The organism is uncultured Jannaschia sp. (assembly GCF_947503795.1).
GTDB lineage: Bacteria > Pseudomonadota > Alphaproteobacteria > Rhodobacterales > Rhodobacteraceae > Jannaschia.
This window is the reverse complement of the sequence record NZ_CANNEZ010000001.1, coordinates 1,187,372-1,202,091: the sequence shown is the minus strand read 5'-3', so window position 1 is coordinate 1,202,091 and position 14,720 is coordinate 1,187,372. Positions and strand designations below refer to the sequence as shown.

Annotated in this window: 15 protein-coding genes; 9 read left to right on the top strand and 6 right to left on the bottom strand. The window is 69.2% G+C overall.

What is annotated here, in order from left to right; genetic code table 11:
* The first annotated feature begins 34 nt into the window (after window positions 1–34).
* The 8 genes from Q0833_RS06475 (at window position 35) to Q0833_RS06440 (ending at window position 7,340) form a co-directional block, all read left to right on the top strand.
* Entirely contained in the window at window positions 35–559 is a 525-nt protein-coding gene (locus Q0833_RS06475; RefSeq protein ID WP_298431430.1) for a tetratricopeptide repeat protein, read from the top strand.
* Window positions 560–638: 79 nt separating this feature from the next.
* Entirely contained in the window at window positions 639–1,679 is a 1,041-nt protein-coding gene (locus tag Q0833_RS06470) for a FliG C-terminal domain-containing protein (RefSeq protein ID WP_298431428.1), read from the top strand.
* Window positions 1,680–2,220: 541 nt separating this feature from the next.
* Complete coding sequence (locus tag Q0833_RS06465) at window positions 2,221–3,225, top strand: ligase-associated DNA damage response exonuclease (RefSeq protein ID WP_298431426.1); 1,005 nt, start codon at window positions 2,221–2,223, stop codon at window positions 3,223–3,225.
* Complete coding sequence (locus Q0833_RS06460; RefSeq protein ID WP_298431424.1) at window positions 3,222–4,076, top strand: alpha/beta hydrolase; 855 nt, start codon at window positions 3,222–3,224, stop codon at window positions 4,074–4,076. The genes Q0833_RS06465 and Q0833_RS06460 overlap by 4 nt, the downstream gene beginning before the upstream one ends.
* Window positions 4,073–5,689 carry an ATP-dependent DNA ligase gene (locus Q0833_RS06455; protein WP_298431422.1) on the top strand — a complete coding sequence of 539 codons (1,617 nt, stop codon included), beginning with the start codon at window positions 4,073–4,075 and terminating at the stop codon, window positions 5,687–5,689. The genes Q0833_RS06460 and Q0833_RS06455 overlap by 4 nt, the downstream gene beginning before the upstream one ends.
* A gap of 73 nt (window positions 5,690–5,762) precedes the next feature.
* A complete protein-coding gene (locus Q0833_RS06450) occupies window positions 5,763–5,948 on the top strand; it encodes a hypothetical protein (RefSeq protein ID WP_298431420.1) in 186 nt (61 codons plus the stop codon).
* 131 nt (window positions 5,949–6,079) lie between these two features.
* Window positions 6,080–6,871 carry an amidohydrolase gene (locus tag Q0833_RS06445; RefSeq protein WP_298431418.1) on the top strand — a complete coding sequence of 264 codons (792 nt, stop codon included), beginning with the start codon at window positions 6,080–6,082 and terminating at the stop codon, window positions 6,869–6,871.
* Window positions 6,861–7,340 (top strand): GNAT family N-acetyltransferase, encoded by a 480-nt coding sequence (locus Q0833_RS06440; RefSeq protein ID WP_298431416.1) that lies wholly within the window; start codon window positions 6,861–6,863, stop codon window positions 7,338–7,340. Before Q0833_RS06445 ends, Q0833_RS06440 begins: the two co-directional genes overlap by 11 nt.
* Window positions 7,341–7,347: 7 nt before the next feature.
* On the opposite strand, the gene Q0833_RS06435 is transcribed toward Q0833_RS06440, so the two are convergent.
* The 6 genes from Q0833_RS06435 to Q0833_RS06410 form a co-directional block, all read right to left on the bottom strand.
* The gene (locus tag Q0833_RS06435) at window positions 7,348–8,121 is read right to left on the bottom strand and encodes a gamma-glutamyl-gamma-aminobutyrate hydrolase family protein (protein ID WP_298431414.1); all 774 of its coding nucleotides are present in this window, start codon (window positions 8,119–8,121) and stop codon (window positions 7,348–7,350) included.
* Between the two features lie 95 nt (window positions 8,122–8,216).
* Window positions 8,217–8,645 (bottom strand): heme-binding protein, encoded by a 429-nt coding sequence (locus Q0833_RS06430; RefSeq protein ID WP_298431412.1) that lies wholly within the window; start codon window positions 8,643–8,645, stop codon window positions 8,217–8,219.
* A gap of 22 nt (window positions 8,646–8,667) precedes the next feature.
* Entirely contained in the window at window positions 8,668–9,117 is a 450-nt protein-coding gene (locus Q0833_RS06425; RefSeq protein ID WP_298431410.1) for an isoprenylcysteine carboxylmethyltransferase family protein, read from the bottom strand.
* 10 nt (window positions 9,118–9,127) lie between these two features.
* On the bottom strand, window positions 9,128–9,517 hold the full coding sequence (locus tag Q0833_RS06420) for a VOC family protein (protein WP_298431408.1): 390 nt from the start codon (window positions 9,515–9,517) through the stop codon (window positions 9,128–9,130).
* An 8-nt stretch (window positions 9,518–9,525) separates the two neighbouring features.
* Window positions 9,526–11,673, bottom strand: a complete 2,148-nt coding sequence (locus Q0833_RS06415; protein WP_298431406.1) for a malate synthase G — start codon at window positions 11,671–11,673, stop codon at window positions 9,526–9,528.
* 131 nt (window positions 11,674–11,804) lie between these two features.
* A complete protein-coding gene (locus Q0833_RS06410; RefSeq protein ID WP_298431404.1) occupies window positions 11,805–11,957 on the bottom strand; it encodes a DUF2256 domain-containing protein in 153 nt (50 codons plus the stop codon).
* A 189-nt stretch (window positions 11,958–12,146) separates the two neighbouring features.
* Between Q0833_RS06410 and pepN the strand changes: the two genes are divergently transcribed.
* Window positions 12,147–14,696, top strand: coding sequence for an aminopeptidase N (gene pepN, locus Q0833_RS06405; protein ID WP_298431402.1), 2,550 nt, complete (start codon window positions 12,147–12,149; stop codon window positions 14,694–14,696).
* Window positions 14,697–14,720 lie beyond the last annotated feature (24 nt).

Sequence of the window (14,720 nt, the reverse complement as noted above, 5' to 3'; positions counted from 1 at the left end):
AGGCTTCGTGGCGAACCCGCACCCGGAGAATGCCATGCGCCCCCTCGCCCTCGCCGCCATCCTGACCGCCCTGCCCGGCCTCGCTTTTGCGGCCGGCGGTGAGCCCTCCACGCCGACCCAGACCTCCGAGAGCTGCACCGGCGCGCAGGTCTTCGACGCTAGGACCAAGACCTGCGTCGATGCGCGCGACAGCCGCCTCGACGATGCCACCCGCCTCGATGGTGCACGCGAGCTGGCCGCCTTCGGGCGCGCCGATGACGCGTTGGCCGTCCTTGCCACGCTCGACCACCCCGAGGCGGCGGATGCGCTGACCGTTCGCGGCTTCGCAACCCGCAAGAGCGGCGATTTCGCCGGCGCGATGGTGCTCTACGAGGCTGCGCTGGCGCTCGATCCGGGCCACGTCCTCGCGCGAAGCTATATGGGTCAGGGCCTCGCCGAAGCGGGCCGCATGGATGAGGCGCGTCTGCAACTGGCGCATCTGCGCGCGCACGGGGCGCGGGGCACCTGGCCCGAGATCGCACTCGCCGCCGCCATCGCGGGCGAAACCGTTGGATATTGAGGACGGCGGCAACGGAACGTTAAGGCGCGGCCGCTAGAGATCCGGGCACCCCCCCGCGACCCGAAGGCTGCCTGCGCCGATGTCCGACCTGACCCCGACCCTTGGCGCCGACGCGCCCATCCGGCGGCTGTCGCCGCGCCAGAAGGCGGCCGTGGTCATCCACCTACTCGTCTCGGGCGGCGTCGACCCCGGAATCCGCGAATTGCCCGCGCATCAGCAGCGTCGCCTCGTCTCCGATCTCGCGGATCTGCGCTTCGTGGACCGCCGGACGCTGGCCGCGGTGGTGCGCGAATTCGCGGGCGAGCTTGACTCGATCGGCCTCCACTTCCCGCGCGATCCCGCCCGGATCATCGCCGGGTTCGACGGCGCGCTCTCCCTCGAGGTGGTCGAGGCGATGACGGCCGAGCTGGGCGACAATCTCGTGGTGGGCGACGCGACCTGGGCGAAGCTTGCCGCACAGCCCGACGCCGACATCTCCGAGATGATGACCGAGGAAAGCGACGAGATCTGCGCCATCATCCTGTCGAAGCTCGTCCCCGAGCGCGCCGCCCGGCTGCTGGGCCAGATGGACGAGACGCGCGCCAATGGCGTCACCGCCGCCTTCTCGCGCACCCGCGAGATCGGGCCCGCAGCCCTCGCCCGGATCGGCCTCGCGCTTGGACGCCAGACCTGCGCCGCACCCGCGCGGGCCTTCACCACGACGCCCGAGGCGCGGATCGGTGAGATCCTGAACGCCGCTCGCTCCGACCTGCGCCGGGGGCTGCTCGACGCCCTCGACGAAAGCGACGCGACCTTCGCAGGACAGGTCCGCGCCAGCGTTTTTTCGTTCGAGAATGTGCCCCAGCGGCTCGATCCCCGCGACGTGCCGCGCGCGCTCCGCGCCGTGGCGCCCGACAAGCTGGCGGCCGTGGTCGCCGGTGCGCCCGAAAGCCAGGCGCAGGTCGTCGACTTCCTTCTGTCGAACATCTCGACGCGCCTGGCCTCCCAGATCCGCGAAGACGCCGCCGACAGGGACGACGTCCAGCCCGAAGAGGCGGAAGCCGGAATGCTCGCAATCGTCGCCGCGATCCGCGAGGCGGAGGCCGCGGGCGATCTGGAGCTGAAGCCGGCCGATGGGTAATGGCGCGGGGATCGGGGTGTCTTCGGCCGAGACAGGTATGATGCGCGGGGCCGCGATGTCGGGTCGGGCAGCTGTCAGGGCGCGAGGGAATGCCGCTCCGGGATGCCATGACAGAGCGCAAGAGGTGCGTGAAGGGGCAGTGTGCGAGCCAGCTTGATGGAAATCCGGCGGACGCAGAGTGGTTCTTCAGGAAGATGACCGCAGGCGATCGGATCGTGCGAGTCGGTTGACGCATCGGTCGCAGCACAGCGGTCGGGCACCCGTGAAAATGTCTCGACGCGGCACTCGGTCACTGCTCCCGGGCCCTCAACGCACCAACCGATCGCTGACGAGGCACGCCTGAGGCAAATGTGGCGCGCACGCCAACACTCAGCAATGGACGCTGGGCCAATCCGGCCCGACCGCACCTCGCCGCCCCACCGCTGTATCTATCGTCCGCCTTTCGCACCGCGTGCTCGGTCGGCTGCCTTCAAGGCACCGCCGCAACCGTCATGCCGATCCCGCCCTGTCGTAGGCCCGGTCGCGCCCTAGCTAGTCCGGCATGGTCCTCGAATTCACCGAAAGCGGAATCTACTGCCCCGCCGGGCGCTTCCATATCGACCCGTGGCATCCGGTCGATCGGGCGCTGATCACGCATGGCCATGCCGACCATTCCTATCCCGGCCACGGCCGCTACCTCGCGACCCACGCGGCGCTGCCCGTGATCCGGCATCGGCTGGGCGACATCACCGCCGAGGGCATCGCCTATGGCGAACGGCGCGACATTCACGGGGTCACGGTCAGCTTCCATCCGGCCGGTCACGTTCCCGGCAGCGCGCAGATCCGGATCGAGCACAAGGGCGAGGTCTGGTGCGTCTCCGGCGACTACAAGACCGCGCCCGACGCACTGTCCGAGCCGTGGGAGCCGGTGCGCTGCGACGCGTTCATCACCGAATGCACCTTCGGCCTGCCGGTCTTCGACTGGGAACCGGAGGACGTCCTGACCAATCAGTTGAACGGTTGGTGGCGCGCCAATCGCGAGGCCGGGCGGACCAGCCTGATCGGGGCCTATTCGCTGGGCAAGGCGCAGCGCGTCATGACGATGGCCGACACGGAGATCGGTCCGATCCTGACCCATGGCGCGGTCGAGAATACCAACGCGGTGCTCCGCGGCCAAGGGGTGTCCCTGCCCGATACGATCCGCGTGACTCCCGAGACCGACCTCAAGGCCCATCCCGGCGCGCTGGTCATCGCGCCGCCGGGCGCGCTGGCGCAGCCTTGGGCCCGGCGCTTCGGCGCCCAGAGCCAGGGGATCGCTTCTGGCTGGATGGCGCTTCGCGGCGTGCGGCGCAGGCGAGCCGCCGACCGGGGCTTCGTCATCAGCGACCATGCCGACTGGAAGGGCCTGAATGCCGCCATCGCCGAGACCGGCGCGACCCGCATCTTCGCGACGCATGGCTACACCACGGTCTTCCGGCGATGGCTGGAGGAGCAGGGCTTCGATGCCGAGATCGTGCAGACCGAGTTCGGTGACGAGCTGCTCGAAGCGGAAGGCGCCGAGGCATGAGCGCGGCCTTCGACGCCCTTCGCCGGGTCACCGCACCCTGGATCGAGCGCCCGCTGCTGGCGCTGCCGGTGCCATGGACGGTCCAGCGCCGGGCCTTCGCCCTGACGCTGCCGATCATCACGGAGCGGCTGGGGCTGCGTGCACAATGGCGCGATCTGGACGGCATCCCGGCCCGCGTGACACTGCCCGAGGCGGCGTCGGGGCGGATGCTGTATCTCCATGGCGGCGGCTTCGTGATGGGCTCGCCCGAAGGCTATGCGGGCTTTGCCGGTCACCTTGCGCGCGCGACGGGGATGGAGGTCTGGGTGCCCCGCTACCGGCTGGCGCCCGAGCATCCCTGGCCCGCCGCCCCCGACGACACCCGCCGCGCCGCCCGCGCGATGCCCGGCCCGTTCCACTTGGCCGGGGACAGCGCAGGCGGGACGCTGGCGCTCGTGGTGCTGCAGGACATGCTGGCGCGGGGGACGGCGCCACAATCCGTCACGCTGATCTCGCCCGGCACCGATCTGCGCCCCGACCGCGAACCCGCGCCGCATCGCGAACTGCTTTTCAGCGAAGACACGCTTCGCCGCTTCCAGCGCGCCTATGTCGCCGGGGCCGATGCAACCGATCCCACCGTATCGCCGGTCTTCGGGTCCTATCGGGGCGCGCCCCGCACCCTGATCGAGATCGCCAAGGGCGAATTCCTCGAATCCGACGCCCGCCGCCTCGCGCAGGGGATGCGGGCGGACGGCGTCGCGGTCGCGCTGCACGCCCAGCCCGGCGTGCCCCATGACTACCACATCTTCGCGGGCCGCTCGGCCGCCGCTGACCGCGCGCTGGTCCGGATCGCGGGACATATCCGGCAATGAAGCGCTTCGCCCGCCTCTTCACCGCGCTGGACCAGACGACGAAGACCAGCGTCAAGACCGCGGCCCTGGCCGACTACTTCCGCGACGCACCCGATGCCGACCGTCTCTGGACCATCGCGCTCCTGTCGGGGCGGCGGCCGAAGCGGACCGTGACAGCGACCCGTCTCGCGGAATGGGCGGCGGAGATCGCGGGCCTGCCGATGTGGCTCTTTCGGTCCAGCTACGACGTCGTGGGCGACCTGGCCGAGACGATCCACCTCGTGCTGCCGGATCCGAAACACACTGCCGACCGCAGCCTGTCGGACTGGATCGCCGATATCCGGGCGCTGTCGAAGGCCGAGGAGTCCGAGAAGCGGGCGATGATCGAGGCGGCGTGGGACGGGCTGGCCGGGGCCGAACGCTTCGTCTTCAACAAGCTCATCACCGGGGGCTTCCGCGTCGGCGTCAGCCAGAAGCTGATGACCCGTGCACTGGCGCAGGCGACGGGCATCGAAGAAGCCGAGCTGGCCCATCGGATCATGGGCAACTGGACGCCCGAAACCACCAGCTACGCGGCACTGATCGTCGCGCCCGACCCCGAGGCGGACCTGTCGCGCCCCTACCCGTTCTGCCTTGCCCACGGTGTGGCCGATGCGGCGGGGAGTGGCGACGGGCCGGAGGTTCTGGGCGATCCCGTCGACTGGCTGGCCGAATGGAAATGGGACGGAATTCGCGGCCAGCTGATCCTCAGGGGCGGGACGCATCACCTCTGGAGCCGGGGCGAGGAGTTGATCACCCACCGCTTCCCGGAATTCGCGCGCGCGGGCGACTTCCTGCCCGACGGGACCGTTCTCGACGGCGAAATCCTCGCCTGGGATGGCGCGGCGGATCAGCCGATGTCCTTCGCCGCCCTCCAGAAGCGGATCGGGCGCAAGACGGTGCCGAAATCGCTCCTGACCGAGGCGCCCGCGATGCTCTATGCCTACGATCTCCTCGAGGACGGGGGCCGCGACATTCGCACGACCCCCTTCGCCGCGCGTCGCGCCCGGCTCGAAGCGCTCTGCGCGGACCTGCCGCCCGACGCGCCGGTCAAGCTGTCGCCCATCGCCCCGTTCGAGACGTGGGACGATCTCGCCGCGACCCGCGCCGAGGCGCGCGACCGCCAGTCCGAGGGCATGATGCTGAAACGGCGGAGCGCGCCCTACCATGTTGGCCGCAAGAAGGGCGACTGGTGGAAATGGAAGCTCGATCCGCTGACCATCGACGCGGTGATGGTCTATGCGCAGGCCGGGCACGGACGGCGCGCGAACCTCTATACCGATTTCACCTTCGCCGTCTGGAAGGGCAACGATTTGGTGCCCTTCACCAAGGCCTATTCCGGCCTGACGGATGCCGAGTTCCGCAAGATCACCCACTGGGTGCGGCGCAACACGCTGGCCCGGTTCGGTCCCGTGCGTCAGGTTCCCGCCGAGCAGGTCTTTGAGATCGGCTTCGAGGGCATTCAGGAGAGCACGCGCCACAAGTCCGGCGTGGCGCTGCGCTTTCCCAGAATGCTGCGCTGGCGCACCGACAAGCCCGTGCAGGAGGCGAATACCCATGACGACCTTCTGGAGATGCTGGCGCAATACGGCTGACCGGACCGGCCGCCCTGCCCCACGGGCCTGGAATGTGCTATGCTGACGGCGTCAACCATGGAGGGAGGACATCATGCTGCAACAAAGCGAAGCCGTGCGTCAGGCCCACCGTCTTTACGACCTGATGGGCGACCGGTCCGAGGCCCACGCGGCCGAGCGGGCCCGATCCGAGCGCGATGCGGGCGACCGCGAGGCCGCGCGCGGCTGGGAGATGATCCGCCGCGTCATCCGGATGCGGCGCGGCCCGAACGAAAGCTGAGGCGAGGCTGGACGGGCGCTGCCGCTCGGGGCACACCGGGGGCAATGAGCCTTAAACCATCCGACCCGCCGCCACCTCCCGTTTCGCCGGCCCGCCGGGCGCCCGAAGGCGCCTGCGACGCGCATATTCACATGCTCGGCGGCCCGAAGGACGCGCCGCTTTGGGACGGGCGCGTCGAGGATCCGGCCGAGGGGTGGGATTTCGACGCCTATCTCGCCGCCTACCGCGCGCAGATGGACACGCTGGGGATCGCGCGGACCGTGATCGTCCAGTCGATCCTATACGGCACCGACAACAGCCTGATGGCGCGGGGCATCGCGGCACTCGGGTCTGAACGGACGCGCGGAATAGCCCTCGTGACGGATACCGCGACGGATGCCGAGCTGGACGCGCTGCGTCCCGCCGGGATCGTGGGCGTGCGGCTGAACTACGTTCATGGCGGCGTGCTGAGCTGGGAGGGCGTCGAGGCGATGGCCCCCCGCCTCGCGGATCGAAACCTTCAGGTCCAGATGCTGCTCCGGGCCGAAGATCATCTCGTCGATCTCGCGCCCCGCATCCGCGCGATGCCAGTGCCCATCGTGCTCGACCATATCGCCTGGCCCGATCTCGCCGCCGGGATCGACGCGCCCGGCTTCCGGGTGCTGCGCGACCTCGTGGCCGACGGTGCGGTCTGGGTGAAGCTCTCGGCGCTCTACCGCCATTGCGCGCCGCCCTATGATGCCGCCGACGCGCATGTCGCGGCCCTTCTGGCGGCGAACTCCGATCAGTGCCTCTGGGGTTCAGACTGGCCGCATATCATGCTGGGCGGGGCGAAGGTGGCCCCGGCGGGCGTGGCCCTCGACGCCTTCGACCGCGTCTGCCCGGACGACGGGGTCCGCCACCGCGTTCTGGTCGCGAACCCGGAGCGGCTCTTTGGCTTCTGATCGACCCCGGATCGGTCCCGTCGATCCCAGTGCGTTGCAAGGGCTCTACCATGCTGCCTTTCCCGACGAGGATCTCGCCCCGCTCGTCACCGCTCTCGCGTCCGAGCCTGCAACCATCCACCTCACACGCGGCACGCCGATCGTGGCTCATGCCGCGCTCACGCGCTGCGAGATCGGGGACGACACCGGCTATCTGCTGGGACCTGTGGCCGTCGCACCAGACGCGCAGGGCCAAGGCCATGGCCGCGCGTTGATCGAGGCGGCCATCGCCGAGGCGAATGGCGCCCGCGTCATGGTGCTGGGCGATCCGGCGTTCTACACAAAGTTCGGGTTCTCGGAAGATCGCGCGGTTGCGCCGCCCTACCCGCTTCCCGCCGCGTGGCGCGCGGCATGGCAGGGGACGGGCCGCCCGGTGGCGGGCGTCCTGACGGTGCCGGCGCCGTGGCGCGATCCCGCGCTCTGGTCCTGAGGCGCGGCTAGCCCACCGCGCGCAGAGGCGCCGCGCGACCGGCGCGCCAAGCCCGGCACGCATCGCCGAACGCTTCGAAGAGCGGGCGGGACGCGGGGTCCTCCGCGGCCTTGTATTCCGGGTGCCACTGTACGGCGAGGCAGAAGCCCGGCGCGCCGTCGATCAGGATCGCCTCGGGCGTGCCGTCGGGCGCCCGCCCGTCGATCACCACGCGCGAACCCGGCTGGTCGATCCCCTGCCCGTGCAGCGTGTTCGTCCGCACCGTGTCCGCCCCCATCAGCCGCGCATAGGGCCCGCCCGGCGTGAAACTCACGTCGTGGCGCAGCTCGAACTTCTCCTCGAGCGTGCCGTCGGGTGGCATCCGGTGATTGTCACGGCCCGGCAATTCGCGGATCTCGGGATGGAGCGTCGAGCCGAAGGCGACCGCCACCTCCTGAAAGCCGCGACAGATGCCAAGCACCGGCTGCCCCCGCTCGACCGCCGCCCGGATCAGCGGCAAGGCCACCCGGTCGCGGTCGCGGTCGAAGGCGCCATGGGCCTCGGTTTCGGCGTGGCCATACTCCTCGGGGTGCACGTTGGGTCGCCCCCCGGTAAAAAGAAATCCGTCGAACAGCTCCAGCAGCTCCTCGGTCCGCGACACGGCGGGATCGGCCGGAAAGGTCAGCGCGATCGCGTCCGAGACGTGGGCGATGGCATCCGTGTTCATCGACCCGTTGGCATGGGCGGGATACTGGTCGTTGATGAGAAAGGCGTTCGAGATAATGCCGACGATCGGGCGCATGCGGTCCTCCGGAATTGGAACGGTTCTAGCCCGAGCGGCGGCGTGGGCCTAGTCCCGCTGACGCAGGGACGTCTCGGCCCGTTCGCACAGTCCGTTCAGGCTTCGCCCACGAGGTTCGCGGCCTCGATCCCTGCGAGCCCCGCCTCGGCGTCGTTATCCGACGTGTCGCCCGTGACGCCGATCGCGCCGATCACCGTCCCCTTCTTGTCGCGCACGAGGATGCCGCCCGGAACGGGCACGACCTGACCGCCATAGGCGCCGTTCACGGCGGCCATGAAATAGGCCTGCGCTTCGGCCCGCGCCATCTGCGCCCGGCCCGCCATGCCCAGCATGATCGAGCCGTACGCCTTGCCGTGGGCGATGGGGAAACGACCGGGAGCGGCCCCGTCCTCGCGCTCGAAGGCCGTCACGTGCCCGCCGCTGTCGAGGACGACGACCGAGAGGGGCTTCAGCCCCATTTCATGGCCTCGGGTGAGGGTCGCCTTGATGATCTTGCGGGCACGGGCGAGCGAAAGTTCTGGCATGTCAGGTCCTTGCGGGTCGGGATTACCACCGCCGGGTCGTGGCGATGTAGTGGTCGGCTTCGGCACCGAAGATGCGCCGGAGCGTGGCCTCTTCCTCGCGGATGAAGCGGCGGGTGATGACGAGGGGGAAGATGAGCGCGAGGGCCAGCGCAGGCAGGCTCCCGAGCCAAAGCCCCCAACCGATCAGCATCGCGGCAAGGCCGGTATAGATCGGGTTGCGGTTGAGCCGGAACGGCCCCTCGACGATCAGTGTCGTCGGCGTGTCGCGCGGCTCGATCGTGGTGCGTCGGCGCAGGAACCAGAGCGCCGCCCACCCGATGAGTGCCAACCCTGCAACGCCGATGAGGATGCCAACGGTCGCCACCGCAGGTCCGGACAGGATCGCGCTCGGCCACAGCAGCGATGCGCCCAGTTGCAGAAGCGCCGTCGCGGCCCACCAGACCGGCGGAATATCGGGGAAATCGCGGCGCACGGACACGCGCTCAGGCCCCCCGCGGTGCGGGCGCGGTCGGCGCGCTGACGTCGATGATGGCCCCGTCCGGGTCGCGGAGCAGCATCCGGCGCTGGCCGTACGCGGTATCCGCGGGCGGCTGCACGATCTCGGCGCCCATGTCGCGGGCGCGGGCGTGGATCGCGTCGCAATCGGCGACGACGAAGGTGAGCACGGTGCCCGCAGCCGCACCGCGCGTGCCGTCGGGCACCGTGTCGTGATCGCGGTCCAGTAGACCCAGCTCCATCCCTGCGACCCGCTCGCATCCCAGAAGGACGAACCAGTCCGAAGTGAACCGCCGCTCGAGCCCGAGAAGGCGTTCGTAGAAGGCGGCGGCCCCGGCCACATCGGCACAGAGCCGGTTCACCATCAGCCGGTCCACCACTGCGCTCAGCCCGCCTTCAATTCGAGCCGACGACGATGCAGCACCGGCTCGGTATAGCCCGACGGTTGGTCGCGGCCCTGAAACACGAGGTCGTTTGCCGCCTTCCACGCGATTCCGTCGAAGCCCGGCGCCATGGGCGTATAGGTCGGGTCTTCCGCATTCTGGGCGTCGACCTTGGCGGCCATCTTGCGCATCCCGGTCTCGACCTGGTCCTCGGAGACGACGCCGTGATGCAGCCAGTTCGCCAGCGCCTGGCTGGAGATGCGGCAGGTCGCGCGATCCTCCATCAGCCCGACATCGTTGATATCCGGCACCTTCGAGCATCCGATGCCCGCATCGACCCAGCGCACGACGTAGCCGAGGATGCCTTGCGCATTGTTCTCGATTTCGGCGGTGACCTCGCCTTCGGACAGGTTGCGCCCTTCCATGACCGGGATCGTCAGCAGATCCGCCAGCGTTCCGCGCGGCCCGCCCGCCGCGATCTCGTCCTGTCGGGCCAGCACGTCGATGCGGTGATAATGCGTCGCATGAAGCGTCGCGGCGGTGGGCGACGGCACCCAGGCACAGGTGGCCCCGGCCTCCAGATGGCCGATCTTCTGCTCCAGCATCTCGGCCATCCGGTCGGGCATCGCCCACATGCCCTTGCCGATCTGCGCCCGCCCCTTGAGGCCACAGGCCAGCCCGATATCGACGTTGCGATCCTCGTAGGCGGCGATCCACGGCGTGGACTTCATCTCGCCCTTGGGCAGCATCGGCCCCGCTTCCATCGAGGTGTGGATCTCGTCGCCCGTGCGGTCGAGGAAGCCCGTATTGATGAAGGCGACGCGGTTGCGCGCGGCCCGGATGCATTCCGCGAGATTGGCCGAGGTGCGGCGTTCCTCGTCCATGATTCCCAGCTTCACGGTATGGATCGGCAGGCCCAGCAGCGCCTCGACCCGCGTGAAGATCTCGTTGGCGAAGGCGACTTCGGCGGGTCCGTGCATCTTGGGCTTCACGACATAGACGGAGGCTTCGACCGAGTTGCGCGGACCGTTTTGCTTGGCCAGATCGTGCATCGCGATCAGCGTGGTGACCGCCGCATCCATCAGACCCTCGGGGATCTCGCTGCCATCCGGCAGGCGGATCGCCGGGTTCGTCATCAGGTGCCCGACATTCCGGATCAGCATCAGGGCGCGGCCCTTTACGGTCAGCCGCCCGCCGTCCGGCGTGTTGAACTCCATGTCGGGGTTCAGGACGCGCGTGAAGGTCGTACCGCCCTTGGCCACCTCCTCGGTCAGGTCGCCGCGCATCAGCCCGAGCCAGTTGCGATAGGCGACGACCTTGTCCTCGGCATCGACGCAGGCGACGGAATCCTCGCAATCCATGATCGCCGAGACGGCGGATTCCAGATGCAGCGCGTCGAGGCCCATGGCGTCGTCGCGCCCGATATCGCCGCTCCGGGTGATGACGGGCACGATGCCCAGCCCGTTGTTGCGCAGAAGGATGCGCAGCGTGGCGCCGTCGCGCACCCAGCCTTCGTAGGCGTCCGGCCGCGCCAGCGTCAGGTCGCGGTCGCCGGCCTTCAGGACCAGCGCGCCGTCCACCTCGTCGAGCAGGGTCACGTCCGCCCAGGACGCCCCGTCCAGCGGGACGGCTTCGTCTAGAAACGCCTTGGCGCGGGCGATCACGCGGGCCCCGCGCGCGGGGTCGTAGCCCGGACCGTCGGGCAGGTCGCCCAGCGCATCTGTGCCGTAGAGCGCATCGAAGAGGTTCCCCCACCGCGCGTTCGCGGCGTTCAGGGCATACCGGGCATTGGTGATCGGCACCACGAGTTGCGGGCCGGGCGTCGACGCGATCTCGGGATCGACATTGGAGGTCTCGATCGTGAAGGGCACGCCTTCGGGCACGAGGTAGCCGATCTCGGAGAGGAATTCGGTGTAGGCCGCCGCGTCATGCGGCTGGCCCCGCCGCGCGATGTGCCAGTCGTCGATCTTGCGCTGGAGTTCGGCCCGCTCGGCGAGGAAGGCGGCATTCTTCGGCGCAAGATCGATGGCCAGCGTGGCCAGCCCGGACCAGAAATCGTCAGCCGCGACGCCGGTGCCGGCCAGAGCCTCGTCCTCGATGAAGCGGACGAGCTCCGTGGCAACATCCAGGCCGTACTTCTCCGTGCGCATGCGTCCCTCCTCGGCTGCGATGCGGCTTAGCTAGAGCGTCGGTTTTCCGGCGGCAACCGAAATTGGTCAGGTTCTTTGACCGCCCAGCGGATCGGCCCATGACGCGGGCGTCTCACCCCCTTGGACATGCGTCATTCCTGGATGGATCGCGCCTGTCGGCACCGCTGCGAGCAATAGCGCACCTCGTCCCAGACCTTGGCCCATTTCTTGCGCCACGCGAAGGGCTTGCCGCAGGTCGCGCAGGTCTTCTGCGGCAGGTCGCCCTTGCGCAGCATCCGCGCCATCAGGCGAACCGCCGAGGGGCGGCGAAAGATGCGGAGAGGACGGACATCGGACCTCCGGTGGTCAGGATACGCAGGGCGCGCATGCTCGTCAGATAGTTCGCGATGCGCCGTTGGCCCAGAAGCCTTTCGCATTGGCAGCACGCGCGCCACCGCCTACCTCTGGCGAACCCCTAGGCCCCGGAGCTCCGAATGCGCGACACCGACACCCCCGCCCCGCAGACGATCCATCTTGGCGACTACGCGCCCGTCCCGGTCACGGTGACCCATGTCGACCTGTCGTTCCGGCTCGATCCGCTGGCGACGCGGGTTCACGCTCGCCTGACCTGCGAACGGCGGGGACCGGGCGACATGGTGCTCGACGGCGAGGGCCTGAAGACGCTTCGCGTTACGCTCGACGGGGCCGAGATCAGCCCCGTGATCGACGGTGACCGCATGACGATCTCCGATGCCCCAGACGCGTTCCTCCTCGAGACCGAGGTCGAGATCGCGCCCGAGCGGAACCTCGCGCTCTCGGGCCTCTACATGTCGAACGGGATGTATTGCACCCAATGCGAGGCCGAGGGCTTCCGGCGCATCACCTGGATGCTGGACCGCCCCGACGTGATGGCGACCTACGACGTGGAGATCGACGCGGACCTGCCGGTGCTCCTGTCGAACGGCGATCCCGTGGGAGAGATCACCGAAGGCCACGCCGTCTGGCACGATCCCTGGCCCAAGCCGACCTATCTCTTCGCGCTGGTCGCGGGCCATCTTGTGCCGACGACGCACCGGTTCACCACCATGGAGGACCGCGAGGTCGAGCTGAACGTCTGGGTGCGCCCCGGCGACGAGGGGCGCACGGCTTACGCGCTCGACGCGCTGGAGCGCAGCATGGCCTGGGACGAGAAGGTCTATGGCCGGGCCTATGACCTCTCGGTGTTCAACATCGTGGCCGTCGACGACTTCAACATGGGCGCGATGGAGAACAAGGGCCTCAACATCTTCAACTCGCGCTACGTTCTCGCCTCGCCCGAGACGGCGACCGATGCCGATTACGCCAATATCGAGCGGATCGTGGCGCATGAATACTTCCACAACTGGACCGGCAACCGCATCACCTGCCGCGACTGGTTCCAGCTCTGCCTGAAGGAAGGGCTGACCGTCTTCCGCGACCAGCAGTTCATGGCGGACGCCCGTTCGGCCGCCGTCCAGCGGATCGGCGACGTGCTGACGCTCCGCGCGCGACAGTTCCGCGAGGATGCGGGTCCGCTGGCCCATCCGGTGCGACCGACAAGCTTTGTCGAGATCAACAATTTCTACACCTCGACGATCTACGAAAAGGGCGCCGAGGTGATCGGGATGCTGCGCCGGATCGTGGGGAACGAAGGCTATGCCAAGGGCTGCGCGCTTTATTTCGAGCGGCATGACGGGGACGCGGCGACGATCGAGGACTGGCTCGCCTGTTTCGAGGAGGCGTGCAAGGTCGACCTCGCGCAGTTCAAACTCTGGTACGCGCAGGCGGGCACGCCGCGGATCGGTGTGTCCGAACGCTACGCTGATGGCGTCTGGCGGCTGGAACTGACACAGGACGTGCCGCCCACACCCGGTCAGCCCGACAAGGCGCCGATGGCGATCCCGCTGGCCTTCGGGGCGCTGGATGCCGAGGGGGCCGAGGTGCTTGAGACGCGCGTCCATGTCCTCGAGATGCCGACCGAAGTGCTGGAATTCGAGATGGACGCGCGGCCGGTCCTGTCGATGCTGCGCGGGTTCTCGGCGCCCGTGATCCTCGAGCACGACCAGTCCGACACCGATCGTCTGGTGCTCCTGGCACATGACACCGATCCCTTCGCGCGGTGGGAGGCGGGGCGCGCGCTCGCCAAGGATCGCCTGATGCGCGCCGTGTCCGACGACCGGGCGTTCGACGCGGCCTGGCTCGACGCGATCGCCGCTCTCGCGACCGACATTGCGGCCGATCCAGCGTTCCGCGCGCTGGCGCTGGCGCTCCCGTCCGAAGACGATCTCGCGGGATCGCTCCACGCGGTGGGCGTGGTGCCCGATCCCGACTCGATCTACGCCATCCGGCGGCGCGCACAGCTTGCCATCGCCGAACGGTTGGGCCCGGATCTGGACGCCCTGCGCGACGCGATGCGCGTGCCCGGCGCCTACGACCCCAAGGCCGAGGATGCCGGCAAACGCGCCTTCGCCGCGACGCTCCTCCGCCTCCGGACAATGACCGACGGCGGGACCGCTGCGCGGGCTGCCTATGACGCGGCGGACAACATGACCGACCGGATGGCCGCGTTCACCTGCCTGCTCGAAGCCGGGGACGAGGCCGTCGCGGGCCGGTTCGAGGCCGATTGGAAGGACGACCGCCTGGTGATGGACAAGTGGTTCATGGCGCAGATCGCACATGCGGCACCCCGCGATGCGGTCGGCACCGCCGAGCGGCTGACGACCCATCCCGACTACGACGCGGGCAATCCCAACCGCTTCCGCGCCGTGGTCGGCGGCCTCTCGGCCGGTAATCCCGCCGGGTTCCACACGCCCGACGGGCGGGGCTACGCCTTCGTCGCCGACCGCTTGATCGAGCTCGATCGCGCCAACCCGCAGACGGCCGCGCGCATGTCCACGGCCTTCGAGACATGGCGCCGCTGGGACGCGGACCGCCAGGACCTGATGCGTGCCGCGCTCGAGCGGATGCGCGATGATGCGACCAGCCGCGACCTGATCGAGATGACGACGCGGATGCTGGGCGACTGACGCGCACGGCCCGGATGGAAACGG